Genomic DNA, 17,261 nt, shown 5'->3' on the forward strand with positions numbered 1-17,261 from the left:
CGCGCCGCCCCTGGTACCGCCGGGGCGGTGGCATGACCACTCCTTGCACGTCCACCCTCTCCTCCGGAGGACTCCGTGCCCAACCCGTCCCGCCGTACCTTCCTCGTCTCCGCCGCTGCGGTCGCCGTGTCCGCCGGCCCGCTCTCCGCCGTCGCCCGCGCCGCCGCCAAGGCCCCCAAGGTCCTGGTCATCGGCCTGGACGGCGCCCTGCTCCAGCGCATCAAGGACGCCGACGCCCCGAACCTCGACGCCCTGATGGCCGCGGGGCTCACCGCACCCAGCAGCATCTACGCCAACCCGCTCGCGCCGACCCTGTCCGGCCCCGGCTGGTCGACGATCATCACCGGTGTCTGGCCCGACAAGCACAACGTCAAGGACAACAACTTCACCGGCTCCCGGTTCGCGCAGTACCCGGACTTCCTCACCCGCGTCGAGACGGCCGAACCGCAGCTCGTGACGTACGCCGTCGCCTCCTGGGCGCCGATCACCGACACCGTCCTCTCCCCGAAGGTCGACACCCGCATCTCCACGCCGAGCGCCGAATACGACACCGGCACCACCTCCCGCGCCGTCGCGCAGCTCAGGGACGGCAACCCGGACGCGGTCTTCGTGCACCTCGACAACATCGACCACGCGGGCCACAGCTACGGCGCCGCCTCGCAGCAGTACCTGGACGCCATCCACGGCGCCGACGCCCAGGTCGGCCAGATCGTCGCCGCCGTCAAGTCCCGGCCCGCCTATGCCGACGAGGACTGGCTGATCATGGTCACCGCCGACCACGGCCACACCGACCCGGGCGGCCACGGGGGCTCCACCCTCCAGGAGCGCCAGACCTTCCTGATCGCCACCGGGCCCACCCTGGCGGCCGGTTCGGTCCGGTACGACGTGAAGATGCCCGACGTCGCCGCCTCCGCACTGGCCCACCTCGGCATCGCGATCGACCCAGCCTGGGACCTGGACGGCCGCCCCGTCCAGCAGCCCGCCCCCGACGACTTCGACGCCCTGCGCGGCCGGTTGCAGTCCCGCGTGGACGAGACCGGCATCCCGGCGGGCATCCTCGGCTTCACCCACACCCCGCCCGCCGGCTGGTCGGTGGACAACTCCGCGATGGGCACCGGCGGGGTCACCGAGTGGCGCGGCTGGTCCTTCACCACCGACGAATTCTGGACCCAGGCCCAGCGCGACCAGAACCGCGAGTGCAACGTCCGCGCCCGTAACGTCTTCGCGGTCGCCGACGGCGACGAGTGGAACGACAAGGCCCTCACCGGCACCTTCGACTCCACCCTGGTCAGCCCCGCCCACCCGGTCACCGGCGGCCGCACCGCGACCCTCGCCTACACGACCTACTACCGGCAGGAGTCCCCGCAGAAGGGCGAGGTCCTCGTCTCCTACGACGGCGCCGCCCCCGTCTCCGTACGCACCTACACCGCCGACGTCCCCTCGCGCACCGAGACCGTCACCCTCCAGGTCCCGGCCGGGGCGACCTCGGCCCGCGTCCGCTTCCGTTACACCGGAGGGAACAACTGGTACTGGGTCGTCGACGGAGTGCGGATCACCCAGTGATCCCCCCGTCCTGACCGGGGTCAGGATCAAGCCGCCGAATTAGGCTGGGGGCGTCGGTACGCCGTGGTTCCGGCGCCCCCGCTTCTTGACCGCACGCACGCCAGGAGACGCAAGCACATGGCAGACCGCAAGCCCATCGAGTCGTGGCTCACCGACATGGACGGCGTCCTCATCCACGAGGGCGTCCCGATCCCGGGCGCCGACGCCTTCCTGAAGAAGCTCCGCGACTCCGGGCGCCCCTTCCTGGTGCTCACCAACAATTCCATCTACACCGCCCGGGACCTGCACGCCCGGTTGCGCCGGATGGGTCTGGACGTGCCGGTGGAGAACATCTGGACCTCCGCCCTGGCCACCGCCCAGTTCCTGGACGACCAGCGGCCCGGCGGCAGCGCCTACGTCATCGGCGAGGCGGGCCTGACCACCGCGCTGCACGACATCGGTTACATCCTCACCGACCACGAGCCCGACTTCGTGATCCTCGGCGAGACCCGCACCTACTCCTTCGAGGCGCTGACCAAGGCCGTGCGCCTCATCAACAACGGCGCCCGGTTCATCGCCACCAACCCCGACAACGTCGGCCCCTCCACCGAGGGCGACCTGCCCGCCACCGGCTCGGTCGCCGCCCTGATCACCGCTGCCACCGGCAAGAAGCCGTACTTCGTCGGCAAGCCCAACCCGCTCATGATGCGCGCCGGACTCAACGCGATCGGCGCCCACTCGGAGACCTCCGCGATGATCGGCGACCGCATGGACACCGACGTCCTCGCGGGCCTGGAGGCCGGTATGCGCACCTTCCTGGTGCTCTCCGGCGTCACCCAGCCCGACGACATCGACCGCTACCCCTTCCGCCCCTCCCAGGTCGTCGACTCCATCGCGGACCTGGTCGACCTCGTCTGACCAGGGATTTCCAAACCCCGGACCACCCGTATGGAGCAATCGCGCGCCTCCCGAGGATGCGGAGGCGCGCCCCACGGGGGAGCCTCCCAGTAACTGGAGGTTCACGATGGGCTCACTGCGTCTCACTCTCTGTGCGGGGCTCCTGGCCGCCACCGCTCTCGGCCCGGCGGCGTACGCGGCCGACGGCGGCCAAGGATTCTCCGTGACCCCGGCCTCCCCGGCCCCGGGCACCGACGTGGCCCTCAGGGTGCGCGGCTGCACCGGATCCCAGGGCTCGGCCGCCTCGTCCGCGTTCGTCGCCGACGCCGCTCTGACCGGCACCCAGGGCGCCCTGTCCGGTGAGACCCGGGTCCGCTCCTCGGTCGCGCCCGGCGTCTACGACGTGCGGATCACCTGCGCCGGCACCGTGCTCACCAGCAGGATCACCGTGGCCGGCAAAGACTCCGGGCAGACCGGCGTGACCGATCTGTTCAGCCGGTTCGGCCAGTTCGGCCGGGCCACCTCCTCCCCCTCGCCCGTCGCCCCCGTCGAGGCGGGCGGCGGCGGCACCGCGCACTTCGCCACGGTGGCCGGCAGCGAGTCCGGCCCCGACACCGTCCAGGCGGTGACCGGCCTGGCTCTCGCCGGGACCGCCGCGGCCGCCGTCGGGCTGCTCAGAGCCCGCCGGAGCCGCGGCACGGAGTGAGGACGCGCTCCGCCATGGCCGACGGGCAGGCACGCACCACCGGCGCCGGGCGTCTGATCGTGTTCCTGGCCTGGGCGCTCCTGCTGCTCGGGCTGTGGCTGTGGGGACGCAGCGTGACCGGCGTACCGCAGAGCCCGGCCGGACCCGCGACCGGCGACGTGGCCGGCCTCGGCCGACCGGTCCGGCTGCCGCCCGCGGCGAAGCCGCTCAGGGCCGCGCTCCCGCAACGCATCGACATCCCCGAACTGGGCGTGCAGGCGCCGGTGGTGGCCCGCGGCCTGGACAGCCGGGGCGCCGTCGAACCGCCGCCCTTCGACCAGCCGGGCGTGGTCGGCTGGTACGGCTCCGGAACCACTCCCGGCGCGGCGGGCACCGCACTGATGGTGGGACACGTCGACACCCGGACCCGGCCCGCCGTCTTCTACAAGCTCAGCACCCTGCAGCCCGGCAGGACGGTCCGGGTGGTCCGCGCGGACGGCAGGGTCGCCGACTTCACCGTCGACGACATCCGCGTCCTGGCCCGCGACGACTTCGACGCCCGGCAGGCCTACGGCCCCCGCAAGCCGGGCCGCGCCGAACTCCGCCTGATCACCTGCGGCGGCGCCTTCGACCGCACGAGCCACAGCTACACGGCCAACGTGGTGGTCTCCGCGTACCTCACCGGCACCGGCTCGTGAACACTTTTGCGACCTCGTGACCGGCACCGCCGGTGTGCCACGATGGGCATTCGGAACAATGCGCCCAGGGGGGAATCGCATGTACGACAGCACGGGGGCCCGGTCCTCGGCCCGGACACGGGCGTCCGCGGCGGTGCTGGGGGCGGCACTGCTGCTCGCCGGGTGCTCCTCCGGCGGGGACAAGTCCGGTGATCCGGGAGCCACGATCACCCAACAGCCCAAGTCCGCCGACCCGTTCTGGGTGAACCCGGACGGCACCGCGGCCCGCCAGCTCGCGACCTACGAGAAGGCGGGCAAGAAGACCGAGGCCACGCAGATCCGCAGGATCGCCGAGCAGCCGACGGGGGAGTGGATCGGCCCGGAGAACCCCGAGCAGGAGGCCCGCGGCTTCACCGAGGCCGCCGCGAAGTCCGACCGCGCCGCCCTGCTCGTCCTCTACAACATCCCGCACCGCGACTGCGGCCAGTACTCCCAGGGCGGCGCCGCCGACGGCAACGCCTACCGCGCCTGGATCGACGCCGTCGCGCGGGGCATCGACGACCGCGCCACCACCGTCGTCCTCGAACCGGACGCCGTGCTCCACCTCGTCGACGGCTGCACCCCGGACCAGTTCCACGAGGAGCGCTACGACCTCCTCAAGGGGGCCGTCACCAAGCTCAAGTCCCTGAAGAACACCAAGGTCTACCTGGACGCCGGCAACGCGGGCTGGGGACACCCCGACCAGATCTTCCAGTCCCTCCAGCAGGCCGGCATCGACCGGGCCGACGGTTTCGCCGTCAACGTCGCCAACTTCTACTCCACCAAGGACTCCATCGCCTACGGCAAACAGCTCTCGGCCAAGGTGGGCGGCAAACACTTCGTCATCGACACCAGCCGCAACGGCAACGGCCCGTACACGACCGGCGATCCTGTCGAGCGCTGGTGCAACCCTCCCGGGCGCTCCCTGGGCGAGACGCCGACGACCAGGACGGCGGACCCGCTGGTGGACGCCTATCTGTGGGTCAAGCGCCCGGGAGAGTCCGACGGCACCTGCAAGGGCGGCCCCAAGGCAGGCCAGTGGTGGCCGGCCTACGCCTTGAAGCTGGCGCAAGCGGCAACTTCCTGAGGGGCGCGGGGAACTGCGCGACAAGCCACGACGAGCCCGCAGCCGCCGAACTCGCGCAGTTCCCCACCCGTTCGCTAAGGCACCTTCACCCACTGTGCCTTGCTCGGCGTCCCCTGATCGTCATCCACGAACAGCATGTACCACCCGGACTGCACCAGATTCCGGTTCTTCGGCACCGTCACAGTGATCTTGTCCCCGGACGTCTTGAAATCCAGAGCGATGGACCGCTGATCCACATCGGTCACGTGCGTGGACGCACTGGGCCGGATCAGCCGCACCTTCTTGATGCTCGACGCGTGCTGTGAGGTGAACGTCCCGGAAGCTCCCCGCGCGATCGTCTGCGGCCCCCCGCTGAGCGAAGGCCGGGAATCCCGGTACAGGTACGGCGGCGTATAGATCTCGATCCGCTGCTCGAACTTCCCCGGCTTCGTGTTCGCCCTGTCCCCGTACAGCGAGTCGGATCCGAAGAACATGACCCGCCCGTCCGGCAGCAGGATCGAACCGGAGTGGTAGTTGCGCCCCACCAGCGGATCGGCGACCTGCGTGAAGCTGTTGCTGCCGGGGTGGTACAGCCGGGCCTGCAGGATGTTGGAGTCGCTGCGTCCGCGGTAGTCCTCCGAGCCGCCCGACACCAGCACGGTGTCGTCGGGCAGGACCGAGGACTGCGGATACCGGGTCCCCTTCGCCAGCTGGGGCCCGTCCACGAACCGGGGACTGTCGGCCTTCAGGTCGATGATCCGCGTCTTCTTGCTGGACAGCTCCGACTCGCCGACCCCGCCCCCGCCGATCACCATGAACTTCTCGTTCTGGGCCGGAGGCAGCAGCACGGTCCCGGACGTCTCCATCATGTTCGGGTCGCTGAGCCCGGGCAGCTTGGTGAACTTGTTGGTGCCGACGTCCCAGATGCCGGGGTCACGGCCCACGTTGTCCGGTCCGTACCCCGCGTTGGAGCCCGAGTAGAAGATCTTCCCGTTCTGCATCAGGAACAGCGCCGGATAGGTCGGGAACTGCCGGATCTTCGGGAGGTACGTCCACTTCCTGGTCTTGGGGTCGAAGATCTCGTTCTTGCCCGGCACCAGCTGGCCGATGTCGTCGAGACCGGAGACGCTGAGGATCTTCCCGTCCGACAGCGTCGTGAGCGTCGGGTACCAGCGGGCCTCGTTCATCGGGTCGACCTTGATGTACCGCTCGGCGACCGGGTCGAACTCGTAGGCGTCGCGGATGCCCTGGAAGTCCTTCTTGTCGAGGGCGAGTTTCTGCGCGATGCCGTACGTGTTGCGCGCGTCGGCACCGGACAGCCCCTGGACCCGGTAGTTGTCCTGCGTACCGGTCTCGTACTTGGCGCCGCTTCGCTGCGCCTCGACGTAGATGCGGCCGAGCCCCGGGTCGTTGCGCAGGAACGCGCCGGTCCTCGGGTCGAAGACCTTCTTCGCGCGCGGCACCAGCACCGGGTCCTTGGAGACGAACGTCTTGCCGTTGGACTTGCCGGTGAACTTCGTGCCCGCGGGCAGCGTGATCGGCTTGTCCGGGTTCTCGTTGTGGACGATCATCAGGCCGCCGGCCTTGGTGACGTCGCCCTTGAGCTTCTCGTACCGCTTGGTGCCGCCCGCGATCAGCAGGTTGCCGTTGGCCAGCTGGGTGTGGCCGGTGCAGAACAGGTCGCTGGGCGTGGGGATCTTCTTGATCGTTCCCTTGACCGGGTCCCAGATGCGGGTGTCGAACTTCTTCTTGTCGAAGTTGTCCTGGTTGTTGCCCGAGCCGGCGACCAGCAGCACCTTGCCGGTGTGCAGGAGGGCGGCGTGGATGGTGTCCTGGCGGTACTCCTTGGGGAACTCGACGATGTCCCAGTGGCCGTTGGCGGCCTTGTACTCGGGCTTGTTGATCTTGTACTGGTGGTACTGCTCGGTTCCGAAGCGGTAGAGCCACGGCCCGTTCATCCCGGCCAGCGCTAGTACCACCGCGGTGCCTATCGCGAGTCGACGGGCACGACGGCGGCCGGCCTGGTCCTTCATTCCTTACGTCCCCCAAGTCCACCAACGGCGGTCTGCATGTTCTGGTCGTCGTCCCCCGCAGTGCCCCCGCCCGGCCCTCGGGGCGAGGCGGCCCAGGTGGGCCGCTGCTGACGGGCGTGCGGGGCGTGCGGTGCGTGGGCCGCGTACTGTGCGGGCACCGCGTCCTGCGGCTCGGCCGCCGCCACCGCCGGTGCCGGTGCGGGCGGGGCCACGGCGGCGGCCGGTGCGGGCCCGGGCTTCTTCCTCTCCTGCCGCAGCGTGTACCGCCAGGCGAAGATCGGGGATGCGGTGATCAGCAGGGCGAAGACCGCCCAGGTGATCATCGCCGGGTGGGAGTGCCCGAACACGAAGCCGGCGGCGAGAGAGCCGGCGAAGACCAGGATGAAGAACCAGTGGATGCGGAACGTCCCGAACAAGGTGTCGGGGCTGGCCGACTCGCCCTTCGGGGTCACCACGAACTTGCTCTTGCGGCGCAGCACCGCGTCCATCAGCGAGCGGGCGTAGATCGGCGCGGAGAGGGCCGACATCACCATGCCCGCGACGCCGCCGGATCCCTCCGGCTCGTGCGGGGAGACGTTGTGCCGGCGGTTCCAGATGTACAGGCCGATCTGGAGCGCGGAGGCGTTGCCGTACAGCATCAGCCACACGGTCGGGTCGATGTTCACGCCCGAGGCGCCCAGGCCCAGGAAGAGCGCGCAGCTCAGCGCGGCGAGGATCCAGTTGAGGGCGGACATCGGGTAGAAGATGATCATCATCGTGTAGTTGAAGAGCTTGCCGGGCGGCAGTGTGAAGAAGCCCTTCCAGTACTGCTTGAGGATCGTCTCGTACGTGCCCCGGGACCAGCGCAGCTGCTGGGTGAAGAAGTCGGTCCAGGCGTTCGGGCCCTCGCCGACGGCGAGCACGTCCGGCGTGTAGACCGACTTCCACTTCTTCCCCGTCGCCGGGTTCTTGGCGCGGTGCATCTCGAACCCGGTCGCCATGTCCTCGGTGATCGAGTCGTACAGCCCGCCGATCTGCTTGATGGCGCTGATGCGCACGGCGTTGGACGTGCCGACGAACATCGGGGCGCCGTAGCGGTTGCCGGCGCGCTGGATCAGCGCGTGGAAGAGGAACTGCTGCGACTCCGCGGCCTTGGTGACGAACGTGTCGTAGTTGCCGTAGACCTGCGGGCCGATGACGAAGCCGACGTCCGGGTCGCGGAAGTAACCGAGCATCCGCTCCAGGTAGTTGGGCAGCGGAACGTGGTCGGTGTCGACGGAGGCGAAGAAGTCGTAGTTGTCGCCGTGCGCCTCCAGCCACGCGTTGTAGTTGCCGTGCTTGGTCTTGGCGCGGTGCGCGCCCTTGGGCTGGTTCCACCGGGCGACGCCCTTGCGGGTGAAGTGGTGGACGCCGAGCCGGGCGCAGACCTCCTTGACGGCCGGGTCGTCGCCCTCGTCCAGCAGCCACACGTGCATCAGGCCACGGTGGCGCAGCCTGACCGCCGCCTCCAGGGTCTTCGTCACCATCTCCAGCGGCTCCTTGCCGGGCACGAAGGAGGTGAGGAAGGCGACGCGGGTGCCGGTCTCGGGCACGACCGGGACAGGGTCCCGGGCGACCAGTGTGGCGTGCGCGTTGGACAGCACGTTCATGCAGCGGAAGAACTCGATCAGGCCGATCGAGACCAGCATGACGACGTCCAGCGCAGGCAGGAAGTCGTAGGCCGGGTAGTCGCGTTCGGTCCAGTGCTCGGGCTGGAGCAGCCAGGCCAGCAGGACCAGCGACAGCAACGGGGCCGCGCCCAGCATGAGCGCGGCTCGTATGCGGTGCGGCTCCTGCGAGAGCAGCGAGCGGTACTGCACCTTGTAGGGCTTGCCCGGGTCGGGCTGGGTGAGGGGACCCGCAAGCCGGCTGTAGTGCTCGTAGTCGTATCTCGGAAGGCTCTTCTTGATCCTGCGGAACTGGCCCGTGTGATGGGTGAGTGCCCGCAGGCGAGTGGTCTGTGACGGGTCGTTGTGCTGTTCTTGGCTCTGCCGGGCGCCCGTCGGCGTCGACGTCATGAGTCATTCCCCCCACACGCAGGTCACCGCGTGTTCGTCGGTTCGTCCGCCCGTTCGGGGTCCCCTCGGCCGTCACGGGCAGGTCAGTGGTGAGTCGCCGTCACCACGCCTTGCACACCGTAGAGACACGGGACTGCGACCTTCCGGTTGCATGATGCCCCCCTCGGCACCGGTTCATGAACGGGGCCCCCTCCCCGTTGGTGGGCAACCGGTTCGTTCCCCCAACAGCCGCACATCCGCGGCAACGTGAACAACCAGAGTTCTACGGCGTTCAGCATGATCGCAAGACGCGAAACGCGGTGTTTACCGGTCAAACCCGTTCATTGTGGCGTGGGAGAGGCTCAGGGGGCTCGGGTGCGCCGGTGGGGGAGAGGCGGGCGCGGATGTTGCCGAAGTGGTCCCTTATGGCCTCCTCCGCCCGTATGGAATCGCCCGACCGGACCGCGTCCAGGATCTCCCGGTGCTGCCGGCAGGTGACCCGCGGGTCCTGGGGCACCTCCACCAGGTCCTGCTGGACCCGGTGGAAGGCGTCCCAGAACGCCTCCATCACCTCGCTCAGCAGGACGTTGTCAAGCCCCCGGTAGAGGGTGGCGTGAAACGCCCGGTCCGTTTCGGCGAGGCCGCGTCCTTCGGCGGCCTCCTGTTCCATACGGTTCACGAGGCCGTCCAGTTCAACGAGGTCGGCCCGGGGCAGCCGCCCGGCCAGCCGCGAGACGAGTCCGGTCTCGACCGCCTCGCGCAGCTCCAGCAGCTGGAGCAGGGAGTCCTCGCCCCGGTAGTGCCCGGCGACCGTGCGGAAGGCGAGGCCCTCGATCATCGGGGCGAGCGACATCGGGCCGACGTACGTCCCGAACCCGTGCCGGATCTCCACGATCCCCATCGCCTGCAGCGCCTTCAGCGCCTCCCGCACCGAGTTCCGGCTCGCCCCGAGGTACTCCATCAGCTCGGGCTCGGTCGGCAGCGGGGCGCCCGAGGGCAGCCTGCGGTCGATGATGAGCTTCTTGATCCGCTCCTGGAGGTCACGAGCTGCCATGGCCAGAGAGTATCCGGACAAACAGCAAGAAGGTCCCCCGCTCGCACGGGGGACCTTCGTCACAGGCGTGGGGGTGTGGGTGGCGGAGCCCTCACCGCGCGCGGCGCGGTCGCGCAAAAGCAGAGATGGCGAGCCTGATCCGCGTGATGCGGACATGGCTCGCCATCGTCATTGTGCGCCGCCAGGGACTCGAACCCCGGACCCGCTGATTAAGAGTCAGCTGCTCTAACCAACTGAGCTAGCGGCGCCTGCTGACAAAGAGAACTCTACCTGACCTGGAGGGGTGCTCCCGACCACCTGTCCGCGTCCGGGAGGGGCGCGCGGGGGGCTGTACATCATTCGGACCGTCAACATGCGCGCCCGGACGACAGTTGTAAAACTGATCAACGTGGACACTCGCGGATATTTCCACCCCGAATGTGAGGCAGATCGCATGACCACCCCGGTGTTCGAGGACGTCGACCCCGTGAGCGACTGTGACTGCCCCGGCTGCGTCCATGGGCGACGCACGGGCCCAGGCCCGCTGCCCGCCCGCTTCGGCGGCCGTCCGGCGGCCCGAGGGGTCGTGATCGTGGCCGCCGCCGCGTCCGCGGCCCTGACCTCGGCCCTCCCGGCCGCCGCCCTCGTCTCCCCCCACTCCCCGCACCGTCCCGGCAGCCCCGCCGCGGACGGCGATCCCGCCACCCCGCAGGGCAAGAGGTCCCCGCTGTTCGGCCCGGACGCCGCCGGACCGGTCAAGCCCCCGGGCGTCCCGACTCCCGCCACCACCCGGACCGACATCATCAACCGGGCCAAGATCTGGGTCGCCGCGAAGGTGCCGTACAGCATGAGCGACTACTGGACCGACGGTTACCGGCAGGACTGCTCGGGCTATGTGTCCATGGCCTGGGGCCTTGGCACCAACGAGTGGACGGGCAGCCTCGACCAGTTCGGCGTCAAGATCACCAAGGAGGAACTCCAGCCCGGTGACATGCTGCTCTTCCACAACCCGGACAACCCCGAGAACGGCTCCCACGTCGTGATCTTCGGCGGCTGGACCGACTACACCCACACGTACTACACGGTCTACGAACAGACGCCCCCGCAGACCCGCAGCCAGGCCACGCCCTACCCCTACTGGACCCACGCCGACAAGTACGTCCCCTACCGCTACAAGGGCGTGCCCGTCGGTGCCGTGGGCAAGAAGCCGGTGACCGACGACAAGGCTCCGGCGCGCTTCGCGCGCTTTGGGCACTTCGGTCCCGCCGGGCACGGCAGGGGCACGGCACCGCGGCCCGCCGGGCCGTCCCGGACGCCCGCCTCGCACGGCGTACCGGGCTATCCCGGCCGGAACTTCTTCCGCCCGGGAGAAGAGAACGAGTACATCACCGAGCTGGGGAAGCGGCTGGTGGAGAAAGGATTCGGCAGCCTCTATGCCACCGGGCCCGGTCCACGCTGGGGCGAAGCGGACCGCCGGGCCGTTGCGGCCTTCCAGCGCAGCCAGGGCTGGCGCGGCGGCGCGGCGGACGGCTACCCGGGCCCGGAGACCTGGCGCCGTCTGTTCGCGTAGCCGCACCCGTGACGCGCGCACGGTCCGCCCCCGCTGCGCGCGTCCGGCCCCCTGATCCCCCTCTCACCCCCTGCCGGCACCCCGCCGGCACCCCTGTCATGACGCATCTGGCGCGGAGGCTGGAGGCACGCATGAGTACGACCACGTCACACACCCCCGAGTCCGAGGAGCAGCCCGAGGAGCCGGCGGCCCCGGCGGCCCCGGTGGGGCCGGGGGGTGCCGGGGGCCCGGCGGGCCCCGGCGGTACGGCCACCCGTCCGGCCCGGCTGATCCAGAACGAGGTGACCACCGAGATCCCCGTCCACCTGCTCTTCAGGGACGAACCCGATCCGGTGCCGGTGCCGCTGAAGCCCGCCGTGGTGGGCCGCCGGCAGGGCACCGGCGAACAGCCGCGCCTCACCCGCCCGGCCCCGCCCCGCAGCCGGGCGGTGCCGCAGATGGACCCGGACCTGGTGGAGCGGCCGGCCCGGGTGCTGCCCGGCGTGGCCGGGGTGCTGACCGGGACGGCCGGCCTCGTGGGGTGCCTGGCCACCTCGTGGTGGGCGGGCGTGCTGCCGCCGCTCGCGATGGAGTCGCTGCGGCTGCCGGCGTACACGGACGCGGGTCTCGGGCCCGCACAGTGGGCGGCGTTCGCCGGGGCCGGGGCGCTGGGCCTGGCCGGATTCGGCGGTCTGGCCCGGGGGCGCACCGGGCAGGCCAGGCTGCTCGGGCTGTTCGGGCGCTACCGGGGGACGGTCCGGCGCACCGGTCTGCTGTGGGTGAACCCGCTGCTGCGCCGGCGCCGGGTCGACGTACGGCTGCGGCACTGGCGCAGCGAGGCGATGCCGGCGGCGGACGCCAACGGGGTGCCGCTGCGGGTGGTGACGCTGGTGGTGTGGCGGGTGCGGGACACCGTGCGGGCCGTGCTGGAGGTCGACGACCACGAGACCTATCTGCGGGAGTGCGTGGAGGCGGCGCTGGCCCGGGTGCCGGTGGAGCTGCCGGGCGGGACGCGGGGCGGGGTCGCTGCGACCGGGGAGACACTCACCCGGCTGGTCGCGGCGGACGCGGGGCCGATCGGCCTGGAGGTGTTCTCGGTGCAGCCGGTCCGGGTGGAGTACGCCCCCGAGGTCGCGGCCGCGATGCACAAGCGCCGGATCGCCGCGCTGGACGCCCGGCAGCGGTCGAGCATGCTCAACTCGGTCGTGGACTCGGTGGAGGACACGGTGACCCGGCTGACCATGCGCGGTCTCGTCGAACTGGACGACTACGAGCGCAAGGTGCTGGTCCGGGATCTGACGGTGGCGTTCTGCTCGGGGCGCGGGGAGCCGGTGTGAGATCCCCCCGGGGGGCGGCTTGCGAGGGGGGCACGAGGGGGCCCGTGAGGGCTCTCGCGATTGGTATGGACATGTTCAACTAACGGCAATAATCTGAGACTTGGTCTAGACCTACTGCACAGCTCGGTTCAGTGAACCTCCCCCACGTTCTCCAGGAGCGGCAGCATGCGCACCAAGACCAGAATCTCTGCGCTATCCGCATCCGTGCTGGGTGTGGTGACCGCCGGAGCCTTCGTGCTCTCCACCGGCGGCGCCAGCGGGCACGGTTACACCGACCTCCCCATCAGCAGGCAGAAGCTCTGCCAGAACGGCACCGTGGCGAACTGCGGCGACATCCAGTGGGAGCCGCAGAGCGTCGAGGGCCCCAAGGGCTTCCCGGCCGCCGGACCCGCCGACGGTCAGATCTGCAACGGCGGCCTGAGCCGCTTCGCCCAGCTCAGCTCGCCCACCACACCGTCCGGCGCGGCCTGGCCGACCACCAGGGTGACCGGCGGTCAGACCTACACCTTCCGCTGGCAGTTCACCGCCATGCACGCCACGACGGACTTCAAGTACTACGTCACCAGGCAGGGCTGGAACCAGAACCACGCCCTGACACGCTCCGACCTCAACCTCACCCCGTTCCTGACGGTGCCCTACAACGGCCAGCGTCCGCCGGCCACCCTCAGCCACAGCGGCACCCTGCCGTCCGGCCTGAGCGGTCACCACGTCATCCTCGCGGTGTGGACGATCGCCGACACGGGCAACGCCTTCTACGCCTGCTCGGACGTCACCTTCTGATCCCCCCTCGGGTAGGGTCCGCGTGCGCCGGTACGGCTGATTCCGGATGAGCCTCCGGCGCACGCGAGACCTGACAGCCGATGTACGGGGGTACACGCGCCATGGGCGCCTTCTTCAACATATGCATGACGGCGATGCTCGCCATCATCGTTCTGACCGCCGTGGGACTGGTCCGCCGGACACAGCAGCGGCGCGCGGCCTGGGCGAGCGGGCTGACCGCACAGGCGCGGGTGGTGCGCGCCTGGACCACCACCCACATGGTCAACAACGTGGCCCGGCGTGTGCAGTGGCACGAGTACGACTACACCACCCAGGACGGCCGGACCGTCCGCTTCAAGGAGAGCGGCGGCCCGCGGGAGCGCGCCACCGGCGACACAACCCTCGTCCACTACGCCCTCCACGAGCCCGACAAGGCCACCGCATCCGCAACGGAGCCCGGCAAGGACACGGCGGGCACGGTGGTCTGGCTGGTCGTCCTCGGGGCTGCCACGATCTTCCTGCTCCATGAGTGGGCGACGCTCCCCGGGTTCTGAGCTTCGCTTGAGGCCAACCGCCCCGTGGTGTGGGTAAGTTCCCGCCACACCGGTCGATCGGGGCCGGCGTACCGACCTCGGGGGACCTCATGGAACTGCTCTTCTACGCCGTGCCGCTCATCATGATCGCCTTCTTCGGGTTCCTTGCGTACCTGCTGATCCGCAGGGCCCGGCGGATCAGCAGGACGTGGCAGCACGGTCTGACGGCGGAGGCGCGCTGCCTCAGGGCGTACACGACGACCAGTGGCGGCGGCGGGGACACGTCCGTGCACACCACGCTCCACCACGTCTACGAGTTCACGACCCGCGAGGGCCGTACGGTCCGCTTCGACGAGGCGAACGGCACCTCGACGATCGTGGACGGCGACATCGTGACCGTGCGCTACCTGCCGGAGTGCCCCGAGCGGGCCACCGCTCTCCCTCCGTCCCGCGGCAGGCTCGCGCTGGGCACGGGATGCGGCCTGGCCTTCCTGGGGGTGGCCACCACCTTCTGTATCGGGTTCATCCTCGTCGCCCACATGATGTTCACGGAGTCGGCCGGCCCGCTCCCGTAGCTCCTTCGGTACGACCCCTCGCGGCGAGCACGTCGCGGGCCAGGGCCGGCAGGTCCGGGACGGCCGGGTGGGCGGGGCCCTCGGGCCAGGCCAGGACCACGGGGACGGGTGGTGCGTCCGTCAGGGGGCGGTAGACCAGGGAGGGGTGGGTGGTGCTGCCCGGGGTGGCCGTCGTGGAGATCCCGACGGCACGGCCCGCGGCGATCGCGATGAGCCACTCGTCGGTGTTGGTCACCTCCAGGGTGGCGGCCGGCCGGGCCCCGGACGGCCACAGGTCCGTCGTCGTGGTGCCGGACACGGTGTTGAGCGCGACCGGATGGGCGGCGAGGCCGGCCAGGGTGAGCCGGGGCAGACCCGCCGGCGGACCGTCCGCCGGGACGACCACCACCCGCTCCTCCAGCAGCAGTTCGGGTGCGCAGCCCGGGCGTGGCCCTCGCCCTGGGGGCCGGGGCGCTGTGGGCGGCGTACATCGTGCTCAACGCCCGTGCGGGAGCCCGCTTCCCGCGGCTGGACGCCCTGGCGATCGCCATGGCCGTGGCGGCGCTGGCCAGCCTGCCGCTGGGCATCGGGGCGGCGGGCGGGGCCCTGCTGCAGCCGGGGGTGCTCGGCCTGGGCCTGGCGATCGCGGTGCTCAGCTCGGGAGTGCCCCACGCGCTGGAGCTGCTCGCCCTGCGCCGGCTGCCCGCGGCGACGTTCGCGGTCCTGACGAGTCTGGCGCCGGCCGTCGCCGCGCTCGCGGGCTACCTGGTGCTGGACCAGGGGCTGTCACCGCAGCAGTGCGCCGCGATCGCGATGGTGGTCACGGCGAGCGCGGGAGCGGTACGCACCGGCAGCCGGTGAGCTACGGCCCTCCACTTCTGATGATGCGTCAGTTACCGTACTCCGCCATGGAGTCCACGATGCGTACGGTCGCCGAGCTGGTCGCGGCGCGGTGGGGAGACCACCGGCCGGGGCTGTGGTGCGAGGAGCGGGTGCTGACCCAGCACGAGATGGCCGCGGGGGCGGCGGCCCGGGCGGCGCTGCTGGACGACCTGCTGCCCGCGGGTGCCGTCCGGCACGTCGGCGTGCTGCTCGACAACACCGAGGAGTTCCCGCTGTGGCTCGCAGCGGCCGCGCTCGCCGGGGCGGCCGTCGCCGGGATCAACCCGACCCGCCGGGGAGCCGAACTGGCCCGGGACATCCTGCACACCGAGTGCCCGGTGCTCGTCACCGAGCGGGCGCATCTGCCGCTGCTGACCGGGCTGGAACTGCCCCGGCCGTCCCCCCGCGCGAGCGGGGCCGAGCGCGGGGGCGTGCGGATCCTCGTGACGGACACCCCGGAGTACGGCAGCCTCCTCGCCCCCTACGCCGGTGCGGTGCCCGATCCGTCCCGGGCCGCCCCGGCCGACCGGATGCTGCTCTACTTCACCTCCGGTTCCACCGGTGCGCCCAAGGCCGCGATCTGCTCCCAGGGCCGCCTGGCCGCCGCCGGGGACGCGCTGGTGGGGCAGTTCGGGGTGCGGGCGGACGACGTGCACTACGTCTGCATGCCGATGTTCCACGGCAACGCGGTGATCGCCGACTGGGCGCCCGCGCTGGCCGCCGGAGCCGGAGTGGCGCTGCGGCGGCGGTTCTCGGCGTCCGGGTTCCTCACGGACGTGCGCCGCTACCGGGCGACGTACTTCACGTACGTCGGGCGGGCCGTCCAGTACGTCCTCGCCACCGAGGAGCGGCCCGACGACCGGGACAACCCGCTGCGGACGGGCTTCGGGACGGAGGCCGGAGCGGTGGACGCGGTGGCCTTCGAGCGGCGGTTCGGGGTGCGGCTGGTGGAGGGGTACGGCTCGTCCGAGGGCGGGGCGGCCGTCCAGTGGGCGCCGGGTACCCCGGCCGGCGCGGTGGGACCGGCGGGGCCCGGTCTGGTGGTGCTCGATCCGGCCACGGAGCGGGAGTGCCCGGCGGCCGTCTTCGGCGCGTCGGGTCGGCTGCTGAACGGGGAGCAGGCCATAGGCGAGCTGGTGAACCGGGGGCCGAACCCCTTCGAGGGGTACTGGCGCAACCCGGCGGCCGAGGCCGAGCGGCGGCGGGGAGGGGCGTACTGGACCGGGGATCTCTTCTACCGGGATGCCGACGGCTATCTGTACTTCGCGGGCCGCGCCGGCGACCGCATCCGGGTCGACGGGGAGAACCTGGCCGCCGCGGTGATCGAGAACATCGTCGCCCGCTACGAGGGTGCAGTGGCCGTCGCCGTGTACGGGGTGCCGGATCCGGTCACCGGGGACCAGGTGATGGCGACCGTCGCCGGGCGCTTCGAGCCGCAGGGCTTCGCGGCGTTCCTGCGCGCGCAGCCCGACCTCGGGACGAAGATGGCGCCCCGGTTCGTGCGGGTGGTGGAGCGGATGCCGGTGACCGCGACGAACAAGATCCATCGGGCGCTGCTGCGGCGGGAGGGGTTCCGGTGCGCCGATCCGGTGTGGTGGCGGCCGCCGGGGGAGGGCACCTATCGGAGGCTGACCGTGGGAGACATCGAGGGGCCCCTCGC

15 protein-coding genes, 1 tRNA gene and 1 pseudogene are annotated in these 17,261 nt (G+C 71.0%); 12 read left to right on the forward strand and 5 right to left on the reverse strand.

Annotated features, from left to right (window positions below; genetic code table 11):
- Window positions 1-75: 75 nt before the first annotated feature.
- The 5 genes from AB0H32_RS28470 to AB0H32_RS28490 all read left to right on the forward strand — a co-directional run bounded on the left by AB0H32_RS28470 (window position 76) and on the right by AB0H32_RS28490 (window position 4,927).
- Window positions 76-1,563, forward strand: coding sequence for an alkaline phosphatase family protein (locus tag AB0H32_RS28470; protein ID WP_361125867.1), 1,488 nt, complete (start codon window positions 76-78; stop codon window positions 1,561-1,563).
- Between the two features lie 117 nt (window positions 1,564-1,680).
- Window positions 1,681-2,460 carry an HAD-IIA family hydrolase gene (locus AB0H32_RS28475; protein WP_361125870.1) on the forward strand — a complete coding sequence of 260 codons (780 nt, stop codon included), beginning with the start codon at window positions 1,681-1,683 and terminating at the stop codon, window positions 2,458-2,460.
- A gap of 106 nt (window positions 2,461-2,566) precedes the next feature.
- Window positions 2,567-3,145, forward strand: a complete 579-nt coding sequence (locus AB0H32_RS28480) for a hypothetical protein (protein ID WP_361125873.1) — start codon at window positions 2,567-2,569, stop codon at window positions 3,143-3,145.
- A 14-nt stretch (window positions 3,146-3,159) separates the two neighbouring features.
- The gene (locus AB0H32_RS28485; RefSeq protein WP_361125876.1) at window positions 3,160-3,822 is read left to right on the forward strand and encodes a class F sortase; all 663 of its coding nucleotides are present in this window, start codon (window positions 3,160-3,162) and stop codon (window positions 3,820-3,822) included.
- Between the two features lie 79 nt (window positions 3,823-3,901).
- Entirely contained in the window at window positions 3,902-4,927 is a 1,026-nt protein-coding gene (locus AB0H32_RS28490) for a glycoside hydrolase family 6 protein (protein ID WP_361125879.1), read from the forward strand.
- Window positions 4,928-5,001: 74 nt separating this feature from the next.
- Here the strand turns inward: AB0H32_RS28490 and AB0H32_RS28495 are convergent, their stop codons facing one another.
- From AB0H32_RS28495 to AB0H32_RS28510, 4 genes are all read right to left on the reverse strand, one after another.
- Window positions 5,002-6,939 (reverse strand): galactose oxidase-like domain-containing protein, encoded by a 1,938-nt coding sequence (locus tag AB0H32_RS28495; protein WP_361125882.1) that lies wholly within the window; start codon window positions 6,937-6,939, stop codon window positions 5,002-5,004.
- Window positions 6,936-8,975 carry a glycosyltransferase family 2 protein gene (locus AB0H32_RS28500; RefSeq protein ID WP_361125885.1) on the reverse strand — a complete coding sequence of 680 codons (2,040 nt, stop codon included), beginning with the start codon at window positions 8,973-8,975 and terminating at the stop codon, window positions 6,936-6,938. Before AB0H32_RS28500 ends, AB0H32_RS28495 begins: the two co-directional genes overlap by 4 nt.
- A 310-nt stretch (window positions 8,976-9,285) precedes the next feature.
- Window positions 9,286-10,008 carry a FadR/GntR family transcriptional regulator gene (locus AB0H32_RS28505; RefSeq protein ID WP_361125888.1) on the reverse strand — a complete coding sequence of 241 codons (723 nt, stop codon included), beginning with the start codon at window positions 10,006-10,008 and terminating at the stop codon, window positions 9,286-9,288.
- A gap of 174 nt (window positions 10,009-10,182) precedes the next feature.
- Window positions 10,183-10,256, reverse strand: a tRNA-Lys gene (locus AB0H32_RS28510).
- 185 nt (window positions 10,257-10,441) lie between these two features.
- Here AB0H32_RS28510 and AB0H32_RS28515 point away from each other — a divergent pair.
- The 5 genes from AB0H32_RS28515 (at window position 10,442) to AB0H32_RS28535 (ending at window position 14,740) form a co-directional block, all read left to right on the forward strand.
- Entirely contained in the window at window positions 10,442-11,557 is a 1,116-nt protein-coding gene (locus AB0H32_RS28515; protein ID WP_361125891.1) for a peptidoglycan-binding protein, read from the forward strand.
- A gap of 131 nt (window positions 11,558-11,688) precedes the next feature.
- Entirely contained in the window at window positions 11,689-12,873 is a 1,185-nt protein-coding gene (locus AB0H32_RS28520) for an SPFH domain-containing protein (RefSeq protein ID WP_361125894.1), read from the forward strand.
- 165 nt (window positions 12,874-13,038) lie between these two features.
- Entirely contained in the window at window positions 13,039-13,653 is a 615-nt protein-coding gene (locus tag AB0H32_RS28525; protein WP_361125897.1) for a lytic polysaccharide monooxygenase, read from the forward strand.
- A 101-nt stretch (window positions 13,654-13,754) separates the two neighbouring features.
- Window positions 13,755-14,186 (forward strand): DUF3592 domain-containing protein, encoded by a 432-nt coding sequence (locus AB0H32_RS28530; protein WP_361125900.1) that lies wholly within the window; start codon window positions 13,755-13,757, stop codon window positions 14,184-14,186.
- An 89-nt stretch (window positions 14,187-14,275) separates the two neighbouring features.
- Window positions 14,276-14,740: a DUF3592 domain-containing protein gene (locus AB0H32_RS28535; protein WP_361125903.1), complete on the forward strand. Its 465-nt coding sequence runs from the start codon at window positions 14,276-14,278 to the stop codon at window positions 14,738-14,740.
- On the opposite strand, the gene AB0H32_RS28540 is transcribed toward AB0H32_RS28535, so the two are convergent.
- Window positions 14,712-15,125: a LysR substrate-binding domain-containing protein gene (locus AB0H32_RS28540; RefSeq protein ID WP_361125906.1), complete on the reverse strand. Its 414-nt coding sequence runs from the start codon at window positions 15,123-15,125 to the stop codon at window positions 14,712-14,714. The two genes, AB0H32_RS28535 and AB0H32_RS28540, sit on opposite strands and share 29 nt — an antisense overlap.
- Before the next feature lie 38 nt (window positions 15,126-15,163).
- On the opposite strand from AB0H32_RS28540, the pseudogene AB0H32_RS28545 reads away from it, so the two are divergent.
- Window positions 15,164-15,580: pseudogene (locus tag AB0H32_RS28545) on the forward strand (EamA family transporter); the annotation flags it as partial.
- Between the two features lie 47 nt (window positions 15,581-15,627).
- The coding region (locus AB0H32_RS28550) for an AMP-binding protein (protein WP_361125910.1) at window positions 15,628-17,261 on the forward strand (1,634 nt) is incomplete at its 3' end.

Source organism: Streptomyces sp. NPDC020362, from assembly GCF_040642095.1.
GTDB lineage: Bacteria > Actinomycetota > Actinomycetes > Streptomycetales > Streptomycetaceae > Streptomyces.

Coding starts and splice junctions, on each gene's coding strand:
- AB0H32_RS28475 (WP_361125870.1), top strand. CDS start 1,681: ATGGCAGACCGCAAGCCCATCGAGTCGTGGCTCACCGACATGGACGGC.
- AB0H32_RS28480 (WP_361125873.1), top strand. CDS start 2,567: ATGGGCTCACTGCGTCTCACTCTCTGTGCGGGGCTCCTGGCCGCCACC.
- AB0H32_RS28485 (WP_361125876.1), top strand. CDS start 3,160: ATGGCCGACGGGCAGGCACGCACCACCGGCGCCGGGCGTCTGATCGTG.
- AB0H32_RS28490 (WP_361125879.1), top strand. CDS start 3,902: ATGTACGACAGCACGGGGGCCCGGTCCTCGGCCCGGACACGGGCGTCC.
- AB0H32_RS28495 (WP_361125882.1), bottom strand. CDS start 6,939: ATGAAGGACCAGGCCGGCCGCCGTCGTGCCCGTCGACTCGCGATAGGC.
- AB0H32_RS28500 (WP_361125885.1), bottom strand. CDS start 8,975: ATGACGTCGACGCCGACGGGCGCCCGGCAGAGCCAAGAACAGCACAAC.
- AB0H32_RS28505 (WP_361125888.1), bottom strand. CDS start 10,008: ATGGCAGCTCGTGACCTCCAGGAGCGGATCAAGAAGCTCATCATCGAC.
- AB0H32_RS28515 (WP_361125891.1), top strand. CDS start 10,442: ATGACCACCCCGGTGTTCGAGGACGTCGACCCCGTGAGCGACTGTGAC.
- AB0H32_RS28520 (WP_361125894.1), top strand. CDS start 11,689: ATGAGTACGACCACGTCACACACCCCCGAGTCCGAGGAGCAGCCCGAG.
- AB0H32_RS28525 (WP_361125897.1), top strand. CDS start 13,039: ATGCGCACCAAGACCAGAATCTCTGCGCTATCCGCATCCGTGCTGGGT.
- AB0H32_RS28530 (WP_361125900.1), top strand. CDS start 13,755: ATGGGCGCCTTCTTCAACATATGCATGACGGCGATGCTCGCCATCATC.
- AB0H32_RS28535 (WP_361125903.1), top strand. CDS start 14,276: ATGGAACTGCTCTTCTACGCCGTGCCGCTCATCATGATCGCCTTCTTC.